The organism is Mucilaginibacter sp. MD40 (assembly GCF_002288635.1).
Taxonomy (GTDB): domain Bacteria; phylum Bacteroidota; class Bacteroidia; order Sphingobacteriales; family Sphingobacteriaceae; genus Mucilaginibacter.
Genome location: NZ_NRSW01000001.1, coordinates 478,310 through 502,127 on the forward strand (window position 1 = coordinate 478,310; position 23,818 = coordinate 502,127).

12 protein-coding genes are annotated in these 23,818 nt (G+C 43.9%); 1 reads left to right on the forward strand and 11 read right to left on the reverse strand.

Annotated elements, in window-relative coordinates:
- Window positions 1-6 precede the first annotated feature (6 nt).
- The 8 genes from CKK33_RS02155 to CKK33_RS02190 form a co-directional block, all read right to left on the reverse strand.
- Window positions 7-1,278, reverse strand: a complete 1,272-nt coding sequence (locus CKK33_RS02155) for a hypothetical protein (RefSeq protein WP_143822886.1) — start codon at window positions 1,276-1,278, stop codon at window positions 7-9.
- A 6-nt stretch (window positions 1,279-1,284) separates the two neighbouring features.
- Window positions 1,285-1,920 (reverse strand): DapH/DapD/GlmU-related protein, encoded by a 636-nt coding sequence (locus CKK33_RS02160; protein ID WP_095702526.1) that lies wholly within the window; start codon window positions 1,918-1,920, stop codon window positions 1,285-1,287.
- A 15-nt stretch (window positions 1,921-1,935) separates the two neighbouring features.
- Window positions 1,936-3,297, reverse strand: coding sequence for a lipopolysaccharide biosynthesis protein (locus CKK33_RS02165; protein ID WP_095702527.1), 1,362 nt, complete (start codon window positions 3,295-3,297; stop codon window positions 1,936-1,938).
- A gap of 7 nt (window positions 3,298-3,304) precedes the next feature.
- Window positions 3,305-5,701 (reverse strand): polysaccharide biosynthesis tyrosine autokinase, encoded by a 2,397-nt coding sequence (locus CKK33_RS02170; protein ID WP_095702528.1) that lies wholly within the window; start codon window positions 5,699-5,701, stop codon window positions 3,305-3,307.
- Between the two features lie 309 nt (window positions 5,702-6,010).
- Entirely contained in the window at window positions 6,011-6,349 is a 339-nt protein-coding gene (locus CKK33_RS02175) for a hypothetical protein (RefSeq protein WP_095702529.1), read from the reverse strand.
- Window positions 6,350-6,373: 24 nt separating this feature from the next.
- A complete protein-coding gene (locus CKK33_RS02180) occupies window positions 6,374-8,356 on the reverse strand; it encodes an OmpA family protein (protein WP_095702530.1) in 1,983 nt (660 codons plus the stop codon).
- Window positions 8,357-8,367: 11 nt separating this feature from the next.
- Complete coding sequence (locus tag CKK33_RS02185) at window positions 8,368-9,375, reverse strand: PorP/SprF family type IX secretion system membrane protein (RefSeq protein ID WP_095702531.1); 1,008 nt, start codon at window positions 9,373-9,375, stop codon at window positions 8,368-8,370.
- Between the two features lie 19 nt (window positions 9,376-9,394).
- Complete coding sequence (locus CKK33_RS02190) at window positions 9,395-17,302, reverse strand: gliding motility-associated C-terminal domain-containing protein (protein ID WP_095702532.1); 7,908 nt, start codon at window positions 17,300-17,302, stop codon at window positions 9,395-9,397.
- 736 nt (window positions 17,303-18,038) lie between these two features.
- Here CKK33_RS02190 and CKK33_RS02195 point away from each other — a divergent pair.
- A complete protein-coding gene (locus CKK33_RS02195) occupies window positions 18,039-20,594 on the forward strand; it encodes a hypothetical protein (RefSeq protein WP_095702533.1) in 2,556 nt (851 codons plus the stop codon).
- Window positions 20,595-20,945: 351 nt separating this feature from the next.
- On the opposite strand, the gene CKK33_RS02200 is transcribed toward CKK33_RS02195, so the two are convergent.
- The 3 genes from CKK33_RS02200 to CKK33_RS02210 all read right to left on the reverse strand — a co-directional run bounded on the left by CKK33_RS02200 (window position 20,946) and on the right by CKK33_RS02210 (window position 23,799).
- A complete protein-coding gene (locus CKK33_RS02200; protein ID WP_095702534.1) occupies window positions 20,946-21,155 on the reverse strand; it encodes a hypothetical protein in 210 nt (69 codons plus the stop codon).
- A gap of 341 nt (window positions 21,156-21,496) precedes the next feature.
- Window positions 21,497-22,954, reverse strand: coding sequence for a glycoside hydrolase family 30 beta sandwich domain-containing protein (locus tag CKK33_RS02205; RefSeq protein ID WP_095702535.1), 1,458 nt, complete (start codon window positions 22,952-22,954; stop codon window positions 21,497-21,499).
- Window positions 22,954-23,799, reverse strand: coding sequence for a family 16 glycosylhydrolase (locus tag CKK33_RS02210; RefSeq protein ID WP_095702536.1), 846 nt, complete (start codon window positions 23,797-23,799; stop codon window positions 22,954-22,956). Before CKK33_RS02210 ends, CKK33_RS02205 begins: the two co-directional genes overlap by 1 nt.
- Between the last annotated feature and the right edge of the window lie 19 nt (window positions 23,800-23,818).

The following is a 23,818-nucleotide window of genomic DNA, read 5'->3' on the forward strand; positions in this document are numbered from 1 at the left end:
GGCAAATTAGTAGGCAAATTGGTTTAAAGGCTGTCTGGCTGCTTCGCGCTGCTCACTCAGAAAGAGCAAATGGTTAAAATTGAGGTAACTAAAGCCGAGAGTTACCATCAGGACACTCATCTCCACATTAAAAAAAGCCGTTACAATATAATTGGTCAGAAAAAGGCTGAGGATGCATCCAATTGAAAGTGCAGCGAATAACTTGATCACCGGTCGGCCGTTTGTGTTGGCATAGTTACGCCAGTTAACAACGATCAACCTTATAAAAACAAACGCGTAGGCTACAATGCCCAACATACCCGTTTTTATAAGCAGATAGAGCCAGCCATTATGCAGCACCGGGATAAACTCGTAATCGGTATCCTCACCCAAACGCAAAAAGGTTTTGAGATCTACCAGTTTACCCAGGCCGCCGAAGACCCAATCCTTTGTATCTCCCTGCATGTATTGATTAAGCGCCATGAAAGATTCATAACCGCGATATTTAGTATTGATATCTTCCTCTGTGCTGTAATCACCGACGCTCAATTCGTTGAAAGAGCCGAGTAGTTTATCGATAAAAGAAGTTGACGACGCGGTTGGTCTGAAAATATCCAGCGGTACAAATGATACCAGAACTATTATTATAAATGATACCGGGAGCACCCATTGCCTTTTGAGTTTATTGGCAATCAAAAGTATCACAAAACAAAACGTGATGATAAGATAGGTACGGGATGCACACATGTAAATACCGAACGCATTAACCACCAGAAACAGGTTAAAATAAAACCCGCTAAACAGTTTAATATTGAACTTCTTAGTGAGCAATAATATGGCAAATGCCAAAGGCGGGCCGGGCGTACCAACAATGCCAATAGCATAGTGGGCGGAATACGGATCGGTAAGTGAACCAAAACCTACATTGTATACGGAAATACCGGTAACCAGCAACGACGTTAGTAAACCTGCGTAAACTAATACTTTCAAAAACTCGTCTATCTTTAAATGGCAGGCAAGCAAAATGCCGGTAAGTGTAAAAAGTACCGGTAGCATGAAATAATAAATATCCTTTAATATAAGGTAATTATTATTCGAGAAACCTGCGAACATCCCTAATACAACCGGAATAACAAGAATACCGAACAGCCTTATCAGCTTAAGCGCAGACACATGCCTGTTTAAAGGCATGGCGATGATGGCAAGTGATACGCCGATAACAATTGCCTGCATATGGAAAAACGAAGTCACAACCAGTAACAATAATAAAGCAGAATAGAACTTCACTCTCAATGCCATACCCTTTTAATTATATGTATTATCTTTTATGTAAACCGCCGGGTTGCCTGCCCATACCTGCTCATCAGGGATACTTTTAAAAACTACCGAACCTGCGCCCACAATTGCATTTTTACCAATAGTTACGCCTTTTAATATAGTAGTATGGCCGCCAATAAAAGCACCATCCATTATGGTTACCGGCTTTGAGCGCACACCCTCTATGCTCTCGGGTATCTGGTTTCTTATCCGCGCATCAAGCGAATGAAAGTCAGTATCATAGATCACCGTATTAATGCCTATCTTCACATTGTTACCGATGCTGATCTTACTATGGCATATTATAGCGATAGAGGTGACACCCACATTATCGCCAATGCTAATTTCGGCACCTTTGGCTGCTACAAAATAGCATTGCTGCTGCCTGCCGCCCATGGCATGATACTTACCGCTGTTGAACCAAAACCTTTTACCTATGGAGAACGTCCCCTCCATATTGATATCAAGAATAGGGATACCAAATCCTACAAAATCTTTATGAAACTGTACACCGTTAAGGTTAAACTTAAATGTGGTTACAGCGTGCGAGTAAATACGGGCGGCGCGATAGTAAACTACCCGCATGCCCCTGTAAGCCTTTCGTATGTAGTATGGTAAAGCCATGTTACACTATGCTATCTACCTGGCCAGCAAACCTGCCGCCGTGCCGTTTATGATCTTTTTAGTTTGTACCAAAAATGCTATCCCCATCAAAATAAAAATGATGGTGTTTGATGTAGTTACCCCTGCAAGTCCCCAATATTTGCCTAATAGTATTGAAAGCGGAATATTGATGAGCGTGCAAAAAATACTGAGATATAATTGCAGCCGTATTTTACTAATGCCATTTAGAAATTGCACGTACATAGCCTGCCAGATAAGCGCTATGGTATAAATGCACATAGCCAGCGAAAGAGTGAACGGAACGCTTACACCGTCTACAAGCCAAAGCTTGTAAATTACCGGTGAGCATATCAGTAACATTACCGTGCATAAGCTCAGCCCCAGCCAAAGCTTATTCATCTTACTGAGGGTTAGCTTTATCCAATCCAGGTCTTTCTTTACATATGCTTCGGTGAAGGCGCTCCAGAACGGGGTGATGATCATGATAAAAACCATCAGGATAACCGAAAAAAGCTTATAGGCAATATTGAATGTGGTTACCTCTCTCGGGCTGAATAATTGGCTAATAACAATGTTATCTGTTTCGTACAACACCAAAGTACCTATTTGTATAATAAAGAACGCACCACCTGCCGTTAGTAATTGACGGGCATACTTATATTTTACCGATTTGAAGGTGGGCGATAAAGAACTATAATCGCCGCTATAAAAGTAAAAGCTTGCAAAAAGCAACACTATTAACGGAATGCCTGTCACCACATACACCAAATATGTTAATGAACCTGCCGTAAAATTGGTAAGGATAACCACACTGATGATAGTAACCGCCTGGCCCAAAACATTAACTAAAGCAGGCAATGCGGGTTTTTGATTGGCGGTAAGTACGGTGTTTATTAACTGAACAATAAATTGAAGGCAAAAGAAAATAAAGATGATGGCAACCAAATGGTTAAGATTGGGTAACTCATTAGCCGGCACATTTAATATGCCGTGCCAGTTGATGTACGGATTAACAAAGCAAAATACTACCAGTAAAGCACCGGATATAGCAGTAAGCATAGCGTAAGTAGAACTGATATGGCTTTGACCTTCCGAGAAATTACCCAAAGCAACATCCTCAGCCAGTTTATTTTTAAGGCCGTTACCCAGGCCCATATCAAACAGCGCCGCCCAGCTAATGATGGAACTTAGCGTTAGCCATACGCCATAATTACTTGCACCAACATAGCTAATCGTTAGCGGGATAAGTGCAAACGAGCAAACAACGCCTCCGCTTTTAATAAGCAACGACTGAAAGATATTCTTCTTTGCCCTTAACGACCGCTCGTGGCCTTTGGTAAAAAAGCTGCGAAAATTTGTTTGAATTACCTGCAACATCGCTTGTTTATTTTACAGTAGGCTTAAGCTTTTTCATAAAAGACAGGAACTTATTACCCTCATCTATCTCTGCGTAATTGTAATTACCATAGCCATAACCGTAACCGGTTATGTTATTGGTGCTCAACTCAATATCATTTACAATTAGGTACAGTTGTTTTACCTTTCGGTATTTTTGCAGATCGTTTACAATATTCAATTGCGACTTGTAGGTGTAATTTTGTCGCATTACGTAGCAAGTAACGTCGGCAAATTCTTCTATTACTAGGGCATCCGATACCTGGCCAACGGGCGCCGTATCAATAATCACGTAATCAAATTTCACCCGCAATTCCTCGATCAGCTCCTTCAGCCTGCTACTCATCAATATTTCAGCAGGGTTAGGCGGTACAGTGCCCGACGAGATAAAATAGAAATTTTCATTAAAGGTTGATGGATGTATCAGATGATCTATGCAATCTTTATCAGGCGTTATTACATAATCAGTAAAGCCGTAGCTGGCCTGCGTGCCCAGGTATTTCAATAACTTTGGCTTACGCAGATCAAGCTCCAGCAGCACCACTTTTTTACCCGATAGCGCAATAGAATTACCGAGGTTTAACGAGATAAATGATTTGCCCTCGCCACTCATGCTTGATGTAAACATGATAACGTTGGATCTTCCACCATCAGTTATATATTTAAGATTTGTCCGCAACGCACGTATCTCTTCGCTTATTACGGTTCGGGCCTCATTATAAACCAACATTTTTTGCTTATGGTTATTCTTACTTATCTGGCCCAGGACGGCAACGGTTGTGTGCTTTTCAATGTCATCTTTTTTACTGATACGGTTATTGGTTATTTGCCTGATACCAAGGCCCGCTGCCGGTATAAACAAGCCGAATAAGGACGCTATAGTATAAATAAAAGACTTTTTGGGAGCGAAAGGATCTTCATCACTTTCTGCATTATCCAATATGCGGCAGTTAGAGATAGTGGCCTTTTGAGAAATAGCGGTTTCCTCACGCTTTTGAAGCAGGAAGAGGTAAAGGTCCTGTTTTAGACTTTGCTGCCTGGAATAATCCAGATAAACTCTCTCCTTTACAGGTGCTTCAGCTATTTTATTACCGATGGCAGCATTTTGCCTCACTATGGCAGATTGCGATATATTAAGGCTATGCTTGTAACTTTTTAAACTGGTTAACAGCATATTTCGCGCTGTTTCTATCTGCTGATCCAGGTTTTTGATGATCGAGCTCGACTCCTGCAGGTTGAGTTTTAATTGTTCGCGGCGCAACAGCATCTCATTGTAAGCGTTAATTGCACTACCGAAAGACATATCCTTGGTGATCAACGAACTGGGCACTACCTGCGAGTTTTTCCCGCTGCTCACGTAACGGTAAAGGTCATTAACTACGGCAAGCTGCACTTCGGTTTCGTTCAGTTTTTGCTGATAGTCGCTTGCGCCCTGTACCAGCGCTTTTGCCTGGGCATTAATGTCCGATATTTTGTTGTTGACCTTATATTTTTCCAGGTTCTTTTCTACTTTGCCCAATTCCGCGCTAACAACGGCGAGCCTGCTATCAATAAATTTAATGGTGCTATCGGCCATGCGTACCTTATTGGATAGATTGTTTTGCAGATAGAGCTCCATAAATTTCTGCAGAATGAGCTCGCCGCGTTTGGCATTTCCGTAGCTTAACTGCACACCTATTACAGTTGATTGCTTATCGCTCAGCGATGCAACAAACCTGGCTGCCAGTTCATTCTCAGCTTTCTTGATAGATTTCACCGTTATTTTATAATTGCCATTGGGGTGGAAATACGCAGTTTTTTCAAGATTGATAGAATAGTCAGGCAGTTTGGTTGGCGAGCCGAAAGTCCCTTTAATATCGTGGTCACTATCAGCATCTGTTAACTGATAATGCTGGTTATCAAGCACCGCGACGTTGTAATTATTTGACCGGGTTACTTCATTATTTGAAAGGACTACATTAAAAGGCGCGTTATCAAAAAGCTCCTTTTTAATGAGGCCACTTTTATCGTACAAATGAACATTGATATTCATTTCAGTGATCACGCGTCGCAACAGGTTGCGCGATTCAAGCACCCTTACCTCGTTGTATGAATTGCTTTTGATATCAAAAAGGGCCGACAGATCGGAGTTCACACCGTTGGATAATAGTTTGGATGGCGAGTTTTTTTCATCCTCAATAATGATCTTTCCGGTAACATTCCATTGCTTTGGAGTATATTGGATAAAAAGGAAACCTATAAGAAAACTTACCAGCACCCCGCCTGCAAAAAGGTACCAGTAATTACCTATCACGGCAAGCAGTTGCCTTACTTCGCCTACATCACCCTGTTTTTTGTAAGTAAAATCCAGTTTGTCAGCTAATATGTCCCTGTCAATCATATTCATCCAAATTTTAGATAGCAAATAGCGGTTGGGCGGAAAGCTTATTGCTGGTGTTCGCTTGTACTAATTTAATTAAATAGGATTGTTCAGTTTAAGGATAGACAACAATGGATAAAGTGAATACGGTGGATGGAGTGAACAAAAAGAATGGCTGAAAAACCTATCGATCAACCAGACAAACTAAAAACCAATAACAGATCTTAGGTAGAATTAAATAGTATGTCGTTTGTACAATATGCCCAATATGCTGTGTATATATAAACAAGTAACCCCGCAAAAACGGGGCTACTTACACACTATGAAATCCTCTAATTACTCCCTGTCATCATAAAACCCGGGGGCAATTGCTACCGACAGCAATGTCCCCATGTGCTTATCTAACAGTTTTTTCCACCAAAACTGGTAATTACGCGGGTAAACAACCCTGTCATGATGTTCTTTGCGGCCAAGTTCCTCAAGCGCGAGTAATTTGTACATTACCCTGCGCGAGTGATCAACCACCGCATGCGACCGTTTGGTGTAACCCAATGCCTGGTTAATTTCACGATTAGTTTTACCCAGTAAGATCAGGTTAAAAATATCGATATGATGGGTTGAAAACCCCTTTGTTTTTAGAGTTGGTCTGGTTGAAAAAATTACGTTAGTTTTCATTGCTTTACTTCTCCTTTACATTTTCTATTCTATTTTTATCACAGTAAATTCAGTGCGCCTGTTAAGCTGCCGGCCAGTTGGATTGTCCTTGCCGTTAGGTAGTGTGTTAGGTGCAATTGGGCGGCGTTCGCCGTAGCCCTTGGCATAAATGCGGTCTTCAGCAATACCCATGCTAATGATGTAGTCTACACAAGCTTGCGCGCGGCGCTGCGATAGGGCCATATTATACTTGTCGCTGCCTTTAGCATCGGTATGAGCAGCCAGTTCTACTTTTATTTTAGGATTATCCTTCATAATGGTAACCAACTCATTCAGTACCGTTTTTGATTCCGGGCGAAGGTTGGCTTTATCGTAATCATAAAGCACATTGTTGATCACTATAGGCTTATCTTTCTTAAAGGCTTGCAAGCATATATCAGGATTAAACAACGTATCACCCTGCATCTCTCGGCCTGCTGCCGGTATCGGTAATACTTTGGTGAAATATCCTTCTTTCTCAAGCACCAGATTATATGGCCTGCTGGTTTTTACATTAAAGCTATAACGTGCGGTTTTGTCGGTAACAACAGATTTAATGGTTTGCTTAGTTAACGAATCAACAAAACTTACCTTAACACCTGCAAGTGCTTTACGGGTATCACAATCAACCACCAAACCGCTCAGCGCATGGCATTTATCGTAAGCTTCGAAAAGGTTTAAACAGCAATCAGATTCCCTGTCAGAGCTGATGTAGAACTTATTGGTGTTAGCCGGATCGGGCACATAATACAGATCGTCTTTGACAGAATTCATCGGGTAACCCATGTTTACCGGGATGCTCCAATTGCCATTGTTGTTCATCGTTTCAAAAAAATCAAAACCACCTAAACCGGTGAAGCCTTTTGAGCTGTAAACCAAGCGCTTGTTTTGAACATCGTAATACGGTGCCTGTTCATTCTGGCTGGTGTTTACCGTTGAGCCAAGATTTTTTGAATTAATGGGACTGCCGTCGCCATTGAGATCGGCTACCCAAATATCGTCGCCACCATAGCCGCCGGGCTTGGTTGATGCAAAGTACATTTGTTTACCATCGGCAGTAATGTAGGGTTGTATCGAGTTAAAGCCATCGGCGTTAACATTTGCGTTTAATTTTTCGGGGGGTCCCCAAACACCATCGCTGCCTTTGCGGCTGGTATAAATAGCATAAGTTGATTTGCTACCTACTTTAAACCAGCGGGTAAAATAGAGGTGCTGACCATCGGGGGTAAAGGCTGGCGTACCATATTCCAGCTCTTTGCTTTTCATGCTGCCATCATCCTTAAACTGCACTAGCTGCGGTTGGCCGCTGCCATCATTCTTCAGCATATAAAGCCTGTTCACATGTGTTTTTTCATCCCTGGCAAATCTTGATGAAGTAAAATAGCTGACACCATCCTTGAGGTACATGGCATAGTCAGACCCATCAGAAAACCAAGCGCCTTTGCGTTTTGCAACATCTAGCAGCAACGGATATTTGTATTGTTCCTTTGCAAAACGGCAATTGTTGATCTCCTTATCAGCAACGGCGCGGTATTTTGCGTCGCCTTTATAATTCGCATTAAAATCGGTAAGCTGTTTTATGGCTTCATCAAAACGCTGGTTGGCACGCAGGCATACGCCGTACCAAAGTCGGCTCAATGGAAATTTAACTTCATCGCCTTCTTGCAATACGCGATAGTACCATGGTTCGGCTTCCAGGTAATTTTCGTATCCGCGGTACGATTCGCCCAACTGGTAGGCGATGTACGACTTGTCGCTTACCTTACCCTCCCTTAATTTGCTCACCTTTCCGCCACCACTGTAAGGAATTGATTGCTGGGTAACAAGGTTCATGCCCTCTGCCGCTTTGCGGTAATAATAAGCAGCTTCGTAATAATCCTTATTATTAAAGGCTTTATCGGCCAATGCACGGGGGTTATCCTTGTTGTATTGTGCATGTACAGGCGCTATTGCGGCAATTAATAACAATATGGTTAATAGTTTTTTCATAAGCGATAAGATTATAGCCTTGGGCAAATAGGTTCCGGTTCCTGTATGCGCCTGCGGAATACGTAGCTAATAGATAACTCAATACCGCCCTGGCCAAAAGCCGACCGGGTTTGCGTAGTATTGAAATCATAGCTGGCGCCGATGATCATATTATTAAAATGGTAGCCTACGTTAGCTATGGCAGCATCTTTAAAGCGGTACATGGCGCCTAAAATAAGGCCCTTATCAGCGTCAACCTTAAACTCGCTATAAGCGCCGGCCGCCTTTTCCTGGGCTTTTTGCTGTTTCATGTAAATAGCATGCGGCACCAGGTCAAAACTCTCGTTTATTTTTAAGCGGATACCCGCATGGGCAGTAAAGCGCATCGGTAAGCGCTGGGCGGTACTGGTATTAGATGCCATAGCGATAGGGTCTTTTGAACGAGCCAGATGCGACACGCTGAACCCGCCAAAGAAGTTGGCATTGTGCGATGGGTCGCCGTCATAATAAAAAGCACCTGCACCGGCATCAAACACAGTGGCGTTGGTGTTCAGGAAGTTCTCATTACTTGGTAAGGTTGGGTCAAACCCGCTGGCAGGGTTAAACTGACTGCCATATTGCGCCTTATTAGCATCAAAAAAACGGTTGATCAAACCTGCCTGCACACCAAAGCTTACTTTCTTGTAACCATCATTTGATATGGCAATATTGTACGAGAATGAGCCATAGGCCGAAAAGTAATTATATCCGATGTCGCCGGCACCTTGATTCAGGATGTTAACGCCTACCCCTACGCGATCGGTAGGCCTGAAATCTGCAGAAACAGCACCGGTTTGATAGGCGTTATTGATGGTGGCATACTGGTTTTTAAAATTTCCGTTTACCCGGGCATCTCCATTAAAAACCCCTGTTAGGGCGGGGTTAAGATACATGGGATAAGCATAATATTGCGAAAAATGTGGATCAATCTGGGCAAAGAGGCGGTTGACTGCTCCTACCTGGAGCAGCACCGCTATCATAACTATTATCTTCTTTTTCATGTGAATAGATTTAGAGGGATTATCTAATAAGTGTTACGGTACCTTTTTTCCTGACCACCTGCCCACTGTTGAGCGTTACATCCGCGTAGTACACATAGACGCCGACTGGTTGTGCATGGCCTTTGTAGGTACCATCCCAGCCTGCAGCTTTGTTAGTAGTACGGAACTGTTGCTCGCCCCACTGATCGTACACAGAGAAGGTTAAGCTCTTGATATTGGTACCATACACATACAGCACATCGTTATTACCGTCGCCGTTTGGTGTAAAGGCGTTTGGTATAAATATGCCGTCGCCAAACGGATTAGAGCTTGTACCGGTAACCGCGTTAGAGTTTGCGCTTAATTGGCAAGCCGTTGTACCCAACGCACGTACCACTATGGTTACCGATTGGTTAGGGTTTAGCCCGCCAACCGTGTGCGTTAACCCATTAGCGCCTGAGCTCGGGGCCGTGTATGTAGCACCATTATCTAAACTCACCTCGTAGCCTGTAGCACCAGGTACCGCGCTGTAAGCGAAGGTTACGCTTGATGTGGTGGTGGTTTGCACGGTAACCACCGGTGCAGGTAGGGGGCCTAACACCTTAACGGTAACGGCCGCGCGCGTTGCAGATACACAACCTGTAGCTGTGCTTACGGCCTCTACATAATAGGTAGTGGTATTAGTCAGCAATGGTGTGATGAAGTTGGCACCTGTGAACAACGCCGTTCCGCCGGATGCATTAGCATACCAATTTAAGGTTGTACCTGCTTCTGCTGTGGCAGTAATGGAGGTGCTGTTGTTAGGGCATATTTCTGTACCGCTTGCGGATGCTACCGGTACGGCTGGCCCCTGGTTTACAGTAACTGTTACCTGTGTACGTGTTGCTGAAGGACAGCCATCTTCATTAAGTGCTTCTACATAGTAAGTTGTATTGGCATTTAATACTGGCGTAGTGTAAGCAGTACCGGTAAATACGGCAGTACCCCCTGTAGCAACGGTATAGAATTTATAAGTAAAGTTTGGCTGTGCGTTAGTAACGTTAAGCACCGCGCTGGTACCTGCACAGGTTGTTACCGGTACATCGTTAGCTATAACCGGTGGCGCAGGTGCCGGCCTTGTGGTAACCTGCACCATGGCCAGGTTACTGCTGCTGCAACCGTTGCTATTAAATGCAGCTACATAGAAATTGGTAGTTGCCGTAATAGCATCTGTTACATAGGTTGGCCCGGTGAATAATACGGTAGTTTGCGCCGGTGAACTGTACCATTTGTAAGTGATACCATTTTGAGGAGCAGCAACACTTAGTGTAGCGCTGCTGCCAGGGCATACCGCAACATTTGCTGTAATAACCGTTGGATCGGGAGGCAGCAGGCTAACGGTAACCGTAACCGGAGTGCGGGTTGATGGGTTACAGTTGCCTGCACTCGCGGCTTCAACATAATAAGTTGTTGTTGCCGAAATATTCACCGTGTATTCCGTGCCGGTGTACAGGAGCGTGCCACCGGTGGCCGCAGTGTACCATCTGTAAACCAGATCGGCCTGCGGGTTAGCGATGCTGATGGTAAAGTCGCTGGCATTGCAAGCCACTAAACCACCTGCCGGTGCCTGTACCTGCGGAGGATTGGGTGCAGGCACAACGGTTATATCTGCACGGGCGCGGGTTGCGCTTGTACAGGTCCCTTGTACGGCCTCAACAAACAGCGATGCGTTTACAGTTACATTGTTAAGCGTGTAGCTCGTACCTGTAAATACCGGTGTTGCCGAAGTGGCATCCGTATAGAAATTATATTGCTGACCGGCTACCGGGTTGTTAACGCTAATGGTAACTGATCCTCCAGTACAAACGGTAGTGTTGTTTGCGTTAAGCGTAGGCGCATTAATAACTCCGGTTACGGTAACGGCTACCGCTGTACGGCCACCATTGTTGATACAGCCGCCGGCATTGTTCACCGCCTCGACATAGAAAGTTGTATTTTGGCTGATAGGCGCCGTAGTAACCGTTGCACCGGTGTAAACAACAGTGCCTGCAGTTGCAGTGGTGTACCAATTGTAAGTAACGCCTGCATCAGGGTTGGTTACGCTTAAATTTGCAGTGCCGCCTGTACAAACCTGTACGTTAGCTGCATCTACACCCGGTTTAGCAGGTCGCGGATTTACGGTAACAGTAGCTGTTGTGCGCGACGGACTTGTACAGGTACCGTTGCTTAACTCAGCGTAATAAGTGCTGTTAGCAAGCGGCGTTACGGTGTAGCTTGGGCCAGTGAATAACAGCGTGCCGTTTGTGGCAGCATTGTACCATCGTACCGTGGCTGTACCTGCGTTGGTAACGGTAAAGTTTACCGTTTCGCCAGCACAGATGGTTGCCGCTGTTTGGTTAAGCGTTGGGTTAACCGGTGATGGCGTTACGTTGGCAGTTACCGCCACGCGGTTAGGGTTAGCACAACCGTTCGATGTGCGACTGCTGCCTAAGTAATATATGGTGGTAGCATTAAGTATCGGTGTTGTAAACGTCACGCCTGTACCTGCTACCGTGTTATCGGTAGCGCTGGTATACCAGGTATATGTTACGCCTGCGTTAGGATTGTTGACAGTAAACGTTGCGGTTGAGCCCGAACAGATGTTTACCGTTGATACGTTTACGATAGGTGCATCAACCTGCTTGCTTGCATAGTAAACATCAGCAGTATTAAATAAGGCAGCTGCGGCACTGTTTAACCTTATCTCGATACGATCAAATGCCGCTTTTGGTGCAAACCTGATTATAGCTATTCGGCCACCGGCCAGCACACGCAAACCGATAAGGCTGCTGCTCAGGTTTATCCTGTCGCCGTTGTATGTGCCACCATTATAAGAAGCTATTTGTAACTGGTTAAGCACCGTTGCCGAAACAATATTCGCCGGGATAGCAATTTTAACCGTAACACTATCACCTGCCAAACCGCCATCACTGAAAATCAGTTGCTGGGCAACGTATGAGCCAAGCACCGCTACCGGCATGTTAAGGCGGGCAAAGTTTGTGGTGTCGGTATCTACCGCATTGTTAGCGCCGGTTATTGAACAGCCAACACATAGCAATCCGCCATTTACATCCGTTAATTGAGTTGATGCAAAATCACATGATGTTGAGAATATAGGGTTTACCGTAACAGTAACCGGAGCGCGCGATGCACTGGTACAGCCCGTTGCCGTTAACACCGCCTCTACATAGTAAGTAGCGTTTGATGTTAATACAGGCGTGGTGAGAGTTACACCGGTAAATATTGCCGTACCACCTGTGGCGGACGTGTACCATTTAAAGGTAACACCCGCAGTGGTTGATGAAGCGGTAAGTGTAGCGGTCTGGCCTGAAGATATCTGTCCGCCGGCCGGGATAACAGTAACTGTTGGGTTAGCCGGCGTTGGGTTAACATTAACTTTAACCTCAGCCCTCGTCGCACTAACGCAGGTACCAGATGCGGCCTCAACAAAGTAAGATCTGCTTGTAGTAAGCTCAGGAGTTACAAACGTAGCACCAGTAGCTACCGGCGTACCGCCTGTTGCGGTAGTATACCAATTAAACGTTACGCCTGGTTGGGTTGAGCTTGCCGTCAGGGTAGCTGTTGAACCCGAGCAAGTTTGTACGATGCTTTGTTGTACGGAAGGCACCAGCGGTGTAGCGGTAACATTAGCCGTAACCTGCGTACGGGCCGAACTACCGCATGCCCCCGCAGCCTGTGCTTCTACATAATAAGTAGCATTGGCGGTAAGCGGAGCGGTTGTAAAGGTGTTACCTGTTGCTAAAGGTGTGCCGCCCGTTGGGGTAGCGTACCATGCAAAGATTACACCGTTTACAGCGGTAGCCGTAAAGGTTGCCGGCTGACCCGAGCAGACCGTAACTGTTGAAGCAGCTACCACCGGTGCATTAGGCGCCGGCGTTACGGTAACTACTACCGGGGTGCGCACGGCCTGGGCACATCCATCAGCTGTGCGGCTTGCTTCGGCGTAGTAGGTAACATTTGATGTAAGTACCGGTGTGTTAAACGTTGCTCCTGTTGCTACCGGCGTACCGCCTGTTGCAGTGGTATACCATTTAATGGTAACGTGGCTCGGGGCCGTTGCGCTAAGCGTTGCTTGCGTTCCGGCACAGGCGGTAACACTTGCCGCGGTTACCGTTGGCGCGGCAACAGATTGTGCAGCATCATGAATATTTAATGCTGTTAAAACACCGGCAACGCCCGAGTTCAACCTCACTTCTACCCTGTCGAAGTCTGCGGTGGCTTTGAATGCCACACGGAAACGGCTGGTGTTGTTTAATAAAGTAATGGTGAGCAATGTGCCGTTGAGGGGTGTCCTGTCGTTGTTAAAACTGGCGCCATTGTAGGTAGCCAAGCTTATTTGCGATAGCACGCCCACACTTGCAAGGCTGCCCGGAACACCCAACTCTACAATAATGCTATCGCCGGTGCGGCCAATGTTGGCAAACCTTAACGTTTGGTCAGCATAGCCACCCAAAACGCCAATGGGTACATTTAGTTGAGAGAATGTGTTACGGTCATTATCAACTGCGCCATTTGCGTTTGATATACCACATAGTGCACATAGCAAGCCGCCACCAACCGTATTGGTTTGTGCAATTGCCGAACCACAAGGTACAGGGTTGGTAGATGTTGAGTTAAGGGTGATTGCACCCAGCGCCCTTGTTGCAGATTTTATGCCGGCTTGTGTAACGGCCTCTGCGTAGTAAGTAGTTGGTGCAAATACCGACGGCGTATTGAATGTTGCGCCGGTATAAACGATTATTCCTCCGGTTGGCTGTGTATACCAGTTAAAGGTAACATTAGGTGTCGTTGATGAAGCTACCAATGTTGCCGATGTACCCGGGTCAACCGCTTGTGTTGGCGGCACTACCGTTACATTAGGCACCACAACAGGTGTCACCGTTACCGATGCCGGAGTGCGATCTGGCGATGGGCAATCACCTAATACCGCTTCGGCATAATAAGTTTTATTTGCTGACAGTGCCGGTGTAGTAAACGTTGCACCTGTAAACACGGGTGTGCCGCCGTTTGCAGCTTCATACCACTTGATCACAGTACCGATAGCGCCGGTGGCCTTAAACGTAGCGGTTTGTCCGGCGGTTATGGTATTGGTTGGCGGTATTACAGTAGGTTTAGTAGGCGTATCATTTACCGTAACTGTTATGGGATAACGCACCGGGCTAATGCAGGTACCACGGCTGTACTCAACATAGTAAGTAGTTGTTGCGGTTAGGTTAGCAGTGTTGTATGATAAACCTGTTTTAAGCGCAGTGCCTCCGGTTGGGTTAGCAAACCAGCTGATGGTGCCATTGGTAGGTGCCGTAACGGTTAGCGTTGCGGGGCTGCCGCTGCATATTTGGGGCGAGCCGTTTCCAAATACCGGTTTAGGGAACTGTTGCACTGCATAATAAACATCAAGCGCGGTAAGCAAGCCCGCAGCACCAGCATTTAAGCGAATCTGCACCCTATCATAATTACCGGTTGCCGGGATGAAAACGCCGTAGCGGTTATCCGGTCCTAACAGGCGTAGCGTTAACAAGTTATTATCAAGCGTATATCTGCCTACCTGTGTAGCGCCATTATATAAGGCTACTGATATCTGTCCGAGCAAACTTACATCAGCCAAGCCTACCGGAGAGCGGAAAACAAGTTTCACAGTATCACCGGCAAGGCCCGGTTGTTGGAACACCAGGTTTTGCTCCTGATAACCACCTAAAAGGCCTGCTATTACATGCAGGGTTGAAGCTGTAGTTGTATCAGCATCGGTAGCAAGCGCGCCGTTCTCAACAAAACAACCAACGCACAGGCCATTAGTATTGCTGGTTTGCACGTTGGCAAATGAACATGGCGAGTTGTTATTAATGTTTACGTTAATGGTAATAGGTGTACGCGCTGCTGATTCGCAGCCTGCATTATTAAATGCAGCTACATAATAGGTTGTATTGGTAAACAAAGCCGGCGTAGTATAGATATTGCCGGTGAATATCGGGGTAGCTGCGTTAGCAGATGTATACCATCTGTAGGTAACACCCGTTTGCGCATTGGTTACGCTAATGGTTGCGGTTTGGCCTGCAGTAATGGTTTGGCTACTTGCAGCCAACGTTGGGTTAGCCGGTTTGGGCGATACTGTAACGTTTGCCTGCACACGGGTGCCGCTTTCGCATCCGGTAGCATTTACCGCCGCAGCATAATAAACTGCATTAGCAGTTAAGGCCGGGGTTGTGAAGTTAACGCCCGTATAAACCGGTGTGCCCTCCGTTGCAACGGTATACCAATTGTAAGTTTGCCCTGCAACCGGCGTAGCTATTGAAAGTATAGCTACATCGCCGGTACAGATAGTTACGTTATTAGCCGTTAAAGTTGGCACTGCAGGCAGCGCGCTTAATGTGGCAGTAACTTGTGTGCGTGTTGGGCTTGGGCAGGTGCCACCTGTTGTAGCCTCTGCAAAGTAAGTTGTTGTGGCATTGATTACAGGCGTGGTAAAACTATTACCTGTAGCCAATACAGTGGTGCTTGTGGCGGTTGCGTACCATTTAACTGTTACGCCCGTAACAGGTGTAGCAGTAAAAGTTACCGTTCCGCCGGGGCAAACTGACAGGTTGTTATTAGTAATAACAGGTGCAACCGGTACCGGGTTGACTGTTACGGTTACCTTGGTGCGCTCAGATTCGTCGGTACAACCGTTGCGCATTGCAGAAACGTAGTAGCTTGTTGTAGCGGCAAGCACGCCCGGTGAAAATGTTGCGCCTGTAAACACCGCGGTACCGCCTGTTGGCTGTGTGTACCATTTAAATACGGTATTAGGCACTGCAACAGCCGTTAATGTTACCGCGCTACCTGCGCAAACGTTCGCGTTATCAGTAACAACATTATTAAACCTGATAACAGGGCGCGCAATGAGCTTTTCGGCTTCAAAAAGATCTAAAGTTGATAATACATTGGCAATTCCACCGCCAAGGCGTAATTGTACCCTGTCAAATGCTTTTGGAGGCGCGTAAGTTACGGTAAACCTGCGGCGGCCATTCACCAGGTCGAGCAACCGAAGGTTGATGAGTGCGGAATTGAATACAACAGCATCGTTATTATAGGTGTTACCGTTGTAAGTTGATATGGAAATGTTAGCCAGTATACCCGCGTCTATCAGCGCGGGCGGTAAGGCCATAGTAAGGCGAACGGAGTCGCCTATGGTTGATAATCTTTCGTAAATAACGGTTTGCTGTGCATAAGCCCCTACAGCAGCTATGCCTGCGTTAAGGGTTGATGCTGTGTTAATATTACCATCAATAGCATTTTGCGGGTTAGCAACGCCCCCTACATCAACACCCAGGTTGAGTAAGCCTGCCGATATACCATGCAATTCGTCAAAGGCATTATTACAGGCTACGTTTGCTGGCCCGTTGTAAAAGGCATCGTAAACATAAATACTGCTCAATGCGCCAACCAAACCGCCGCCAAGGGTAATGCGGATCCTGTCGTACGTAGCGGTTGGTGTAATGCTTAACTGTAACTGGTTATTGTTGCTTACCGATGTTAACAGGGTGTTGGCTGCAATAGCCCCACCTACAGGAGTGCTGCCATTATAAGCGCGGATAGTAATACGCCCCAATACCGTCAGGTCAAGCAAATTATCGCCTGTACCCAGTTTAACGGTTACGGGCGTATTGGCAGCAATCTTAGCAGCACCAGGAAAAATCAATTCCTGATAAGTTGACGCGGCTACACCTACTCCAACCCTCATTATTGAGTTGGTTTGCAGGTTCCCGTCAACGGCAAGAGCTGCGTTGTCTACAACGCAGCCAAGGCATAAAATGTCGTTACGGCCGCTTTGCTGTGTAGTGGCAAAGTTGCGTTGCGCAATTACATTGAGAGTAGTACAAAGCAGTAGTAGCAGAACGGCTACAAATCTGCTAAAGTGGGTAGAGCTTTTCATGCATAGAGTGTTAGGTTTGATCTTATTCCTAAGTACGCTCTTGCAAAGCGAATAACCTTAAAGCACTTTGTTCATTTACCAGGGCGCTTTCATTTTATTCACAAAAAGAATATATTGTTTATTTTGTTCATTATCATAGCTATTGATGACATCCAGGCGTAAATGATCTGTATACAGATAATACTTGAGAACGAAAAGATTTGACGACTAAGAGCTGCGATGTCAACAAAATCGCCTATCAATATTTGGTTACCAAACAATGCCCCTACTCTAATACCCACCTCAGAATATCAACTTACTTATTAATTACTCTAAAAAATAAAATACTCCTATTCGGAATATTTTATATATAACTCTACTGTTAAATATTCAAAGTTTGGCCTTAATAATTTAACAAATAAGAAAAATAGGGGCCTGGCTTATTATATTTACCTGTATACGATTATTCTAAACAGTTTTTAAAACCTAAAAATTATTACAAATGTCAGAGAGATTGATTACGGATAAGACTAAGCTACCCCTACTTAGCAAAAAGGCCAAACACAGGTGCCATAGCCGCGAAATAACTAATCAACCGATAATAAATTGTGAAGCGATGTTAAAAACACCGCTCCTGTTTTTGACAATACCAGTATTGAACTTACATGAAATGCTACCAGTAGAAAGGTTGTTGCGGAAGATATTTAAATAAGTTATGCAAGTGTATTAATTAGTTAAATCCTTATGCCTTTTACTTATGACATCATTTTTACCTCAATATTATGAACTACTTAAGCATGCGGTAATTACTACATCAGGACTAAATAACATTACCCCGCATGACTGCCGCATAATTGCTGCTGAGATATTTCGCAAAACCAAAAACAGCGTAAGCGAAACCACGCTTAAACGGGTTTTCGGGTTTGCTTACAGTAAATTTAAACCATCAATATTCACCATTGACGTATTGGCAAGGTATTGCGGCTATAAGGGTTGGGAAGATTTCTGCCTTAGCCAGGAAACAAAGCTGAACAAAACAATTGCGAAGACTGCCCCTAATTGGGACAACCTAAAACTTAACGCCCAAAAGATCACAAATCTTACCCTACAGGTTTTACGCAATAAATCGGTGATCCCATACAGCCAAACTATTAGCAGGCAAACAGTAACAGATCATTTAGATGATTTTTTAACAGGTGATTATAACGCTACTGTGCTCGCATCACCAGCTGGTTATGGTAAAACCTTAGCACTTTGCCACTGGCTTGAAGAACGTTTATTGAATAATGATGAAAATAACAATCAAGACGTTGTACTATTTTTTAGTACCAGTGCATTAATGAATGCATTTTTAAGCGGGCAAGATATCCACTACTGGCTACTGGCTTTATTAGGTTATACAGCAAATGATGATGTACCATCCATTTTAAACCAGTATCAAGAAAGAGGCGGTAAGTTTTATCTGATTATTGACGCTTTTGATGAGCATGTTTATAAGCCGGAGCAATATAACCTGTTATTAGCCCAACTGGTTGATATTCTTGCTTTATATCGTTTTTCTTCATGGTTTAAGCTAATTCTTACCATGCGCTCATTTACATGGATAAATAAGAAGCACCAGTTTAATATCACTGAAGAGAAGTGGTTCATCAGATTTATAGGCGATGCGAACAGCGCTATAAACGTACCGGTTTTTGACGCCGCCGAAATAAGGCAACTTGCCTTAAATATTAACCAGAATGAAAATTATAACACATCTGCAGATATTTCACTTCAGTTTAGTCATCCACTTTATTTTCAATTTTACTACAAGCAAAACCCAGGAAATTTCACACTTAGCAACATAAGCAAGGCATCTACATATGAAATGGTTGCTGCGTTCAAGCTTAACAAGGTATATACGGGTCAAAACGCGGCAGATAAAATACAGCTCATCCAAGGTTTAACTGAAGAAATGGATATCGCAAATGGAAACTTTACGGTTTTGCGTGCAAAAGTCAATAGCTTGGTTAAGCATTATTCTCAAGCGTATCATGACCTTTTAAGCGTTGGCTATTTGATTGAAACCAATAAGAGCACAGGTTTGCATTACAACGTATATATTGAATTTATAAACCTGCATTTTCGAAATAATGCCTTAGCTGAATTATTGCTGTATAAAAACGATTTTGTTTTCAATGAATTCCTTATAGAAGACATTAACAGACTATTTGAAACAAATGGCCAAAAAGTAGCTGTTTTACAATGGTGTGTGATGTATGCCTTTAAAGCAGGCCAGCAGTACAATTTTAACCTGCTAACCCATGCCCGGTTAAGCCCTACTGAAAAAGCTGATCTAATAAATTTCATGGGCGATATGTTCACAGAGCAAAACGCTACGCCGAATCAGAACGAATTATTGAGTTCATTTTTCCAGCATGACTGCAGCCCTGAACTGTTTAATTACTTTTTTGGGGCCGAGTTTGTAAGTATCAAGTACAAACGAACACTGCAAAGTTTACTGAAATTTAATTTAAGCGACCGCAAAAGGGCATTTTTATACACCGCTTTGGCTTTAATAGCCACCTTACGCCTTGACTTAAGCGAACTGGAAAATTGCGTATCAAAGCTGAGAAGCTTGCCGTATGAAAGCTTTAGCCGATTTGCAATAAATCCAATTAAATGCCTTGATGCTATTTACAGTTATTTGAAAAACGGCGAAATTAAACGTGAGGTTGCTCACGATTTGACAAAGTTTTACTTTAACCCTCCTAAAGAGGGAAACTACTTTACAGATACCGCCTCACACGATATGTTGTTTTTATTAGGTGCCTATACGCTTATATTGTTTCAAAAACCGCTAAAAACGTTACGATACATCAACGCCCTCGAAAAAAACTACAAGTTGCCAAAACTTTGTGCACAACATGGTTACGGGTATTTTATGGAAATGATAAAAGCAGATAGTTATTACAAGCTTGCCCGCAAAGAGCAATTCGCTTTGACCTATCAGCACTATCATATGCTTTACAGGCAAAGCCCGGAAAACTTTACAGATTACATGAAAACTGTTTTCTATGCACTAAGAATAAAAGTCGATTTAAATCAGAAAGACTATAGTCGCCTGATACAAAACACCAAGGCCTTTATGGAAATAGCCGGGCAGCATACCTTGTCAATCTTATTAACACTAAGCATAATCGTAAACAACAACGAACTGATAAATTTTTACCCGGAGTTTTATAAAAATTGCAGGTACGGGCTTGCTAAAATATTAAGAGAGCATGGGTTAGCAAAGCAAACGTTTTCTCCTGCAATTGTAAGTTGTAATTGATTACTTGGAACGATTATTTGTTGTAAAAGCTAACCAGCTTAATTCGCTCAAATCATGTTATAAAAATAGACTGTGATAAAGTAATATTCAGTTAACCCCAGAGCGCAAATTGGGCGGAGATAAAGATGACTCTTGTATTCTTTGAGCAGGTTGACACCTTAAAAAAGTGAGACTGGAAGTTTTTAGGATTATAGTCTTACACTAATTTTGCTGGCCCTCATTTGGGATTTTTTTCTTAAGAGTTTTCAATCTTAATAAATTTATGTATTGTACAGGATTTTTTTGTTTTGATAATATTTGAAATTAGCATGCCTGGATTAAATGATGATAGTAAATCTTTAACAAAGCAAGTTATTCCCACAAACTTGTAGAGCCTTTTAATGTCATTTGGGCTATTTCGTCTTTGCGTTTAAAAGCAACGCCGGGATGCTTTTGCATATATCTTACCAATTCTGTTGCAGCCCTAACCATTTGCGACGTACCGCTTAGATGATCGTGGAATGTTACAAACAGCATTCTGCGGCGGGTTGCTGCTTCTTCGTAAAGCTGATCGAACTCCATTTTTACTTATGTGATATACTGATCAGGAGAAAAGTTCTTCAGCTCGATCATCCCAGATCGTTGTGGCGAAGGGTGTATGGAACAACAGCGAAATCTCTTTGATTAACGCTTATATATAAAAGGCTCCATCTCTGCTCAAGTCGTAGGTATGATAAATACAATCAAGCTCTTGCAATATCTTTAAAGTATTCTCGCTGCGGCGCAAAAACTTGGAGTTATTGCCAACTGCGGTTTGCCCGGTAAACTCGTTGCAGATTGTATTAAGAGATACCTATTTTAACCAACAAAAAAAGGCGCCGCAATTACGCCAACGCCTTTAATTAATCAACTTTAAACAAGTCTTACCAAACGTAAGTGGCAACAGCACCTGCAGGTATAGTAGTGCTTACTGCTTTATTATTATAACTTATATTAAACGCTTGTGAAGTAGTGGCTGTGTTAAGTACTACCATTACTTTAGATCCATCGGTGTTTTTAAAGGCTACCGTTTGCAGTGTATTTAACAGATCAGATGCTATACGGACGGCACCCGGCCTGACAAATTTAGCAGCATGAGCAATAATGTAATATGATACATTGCGGGTTACAGAATTACCTATGGTTACCGCCCCAAGGCAGGTTGTACAACCGCCATCTGTATGTGGTTTCAAGTTAGGATCTGAAGCAAGGTTCCATTCCAAAACATTGCGGCTCCAATTACGCGTAGCCCCTATGATGAGGTTACTGATGTGCCAGGCCAGGTCTCCACCAAAATTCCCGCCACCAAAAGTAGCCTGCTCGGTAAAGTATATATTTTTATCCGGATACTGGCTGTGTACCATTCCAAGCGCGTTGATATTACCGCCATACAAATGGAATGCAGCGCCATCTACAAACCCGGCCGCGGCCGCGTCGGCAAATATATCGGTTGCATATTCCGGATGATCGGCATTATGATCGTAAACAATGATCTTTGTAGCAATGCCGGCTGCACGAAACGCGGGGCCAAGGTTGCTTTTTACAAACTTGCCCTGGTCTGCAGATACCATTAGCATACTTGGATTATTATACGCGTTCAGCGGTTCGTTTTGTGGCGTAATGGCATCAATGGTGATACCTTCGGCTTTCATGGCTTGTATATATTTAACAAAATACCTGGCGTAAACATCATAATACTCGGGCTTAAGGCTGCCTCCGTAAAAGCTGTTGTTATCCTTCATCCATGCGGGCGCGCTCCACGGGCACGATAAAATTTTTATGCCGGGGTTAATAGCCAATATTCTTTTCAACAGCGGGATCAGATCAACCTTTTCTTTATCGAGGCTAAAGTTTTTTAGTTCTACGTCGCCGCTAACATCATCATAACTAAACGGGTTGGCGCTTAAGTCTGACGCGCCGAGAGATATACGCAGGTAACTAATTCCTATATTGTTACCATCCGTTTTAAATAACTCATTCAATAAAGCGGCTTTATCCGTTTCATTAAGCGAATTAATAAGTGTAGCGCTTCCGCCGGTAAGTGCAAACCCAAACCCGTCTATTGTTTGATAAGTACGGCCGTCATCAACCGTTATGGTAGCATTATTATTACTGGCTCCTGCAAATACCAGTGATATATTTTGCTGCTTAAACAATTGTAGCTGATCAGGCGTAGTGAGCCACATGGCCACATCAGTTTTTGGCGGCACACCCGGGTTTGAGGGTGGAGAGGGCTGAACAGGTGTGTTACCTGTTTTAACGCCACCTTTGCTGCAAGCATAGGTAACAATAACCACCCCAAACAAGCATAAAGCGGCTATGTATTTGATTATATTTTTCATTAGCTTTTCAGTTTGTAAAAACGCACATAATCAACTTGCATAGTCACCGGGAAAATAGCATTATCCACCCCTTTTACGCCCCCCCAGTTACCACCAACTGCTATGTTAAGCAAAAAATGAAACGGCTTATCATATGGCCAGCCCGCAGATCCCTTTTTATCATTAGTGTAGGTAAACACTAATTCGTCGTCATAATAACCTTTTATGGTTTCAGGAGTCCAGTCGCAACGATAAACGTGATAATCACTAAATGCTGTTTCTATACGCTTAGTACTGGTTTTTGCGTTGCCGGCATTAAACAACTGATTGTGCACGCTGAAATGAACATTGTTAGGATCATAGCCCACATGTTCCATAATATCTATCTCACCGGAGTTTGGCCACGGGCCATAAGCATAATCGTTTGGTAGCATCCATATGGCGGGCCATGTTCCGGTACCGGATGGTAATTTTGCCTTTATTTCATAACGACCATAAAGCATGTCGTTATTGTTTCGCGATACCACCCTTGCTGATGAGTAATCGCGGCCGCCGGAACTTTCTTTTTTAGCCGTTATAATTAATGCACCATCTTTCACCATCGCATTATCTGTAGAAGTGGTATAATTTTGCAATTCATTATTCCCCCAGCCGCTTCCGCCGGTATCATAAGTCCACTTATTCGCATCGGGGGCACCTGTATAGTCAAACTCATCGGCCCAGCTTACAGTACTTTCAAATCCGTAAGTTTTAACCGGCTGCTCAATAGGTTGAAAGGGTGGCAGAGAAGGTTCGCTCTTTTTTGAGCAAGCTAAGGTTATGGCTAAAACACACCCAATTGCCGAAATCAATATGATTTTTTTCATGATAAAGATTAAAAGGGGC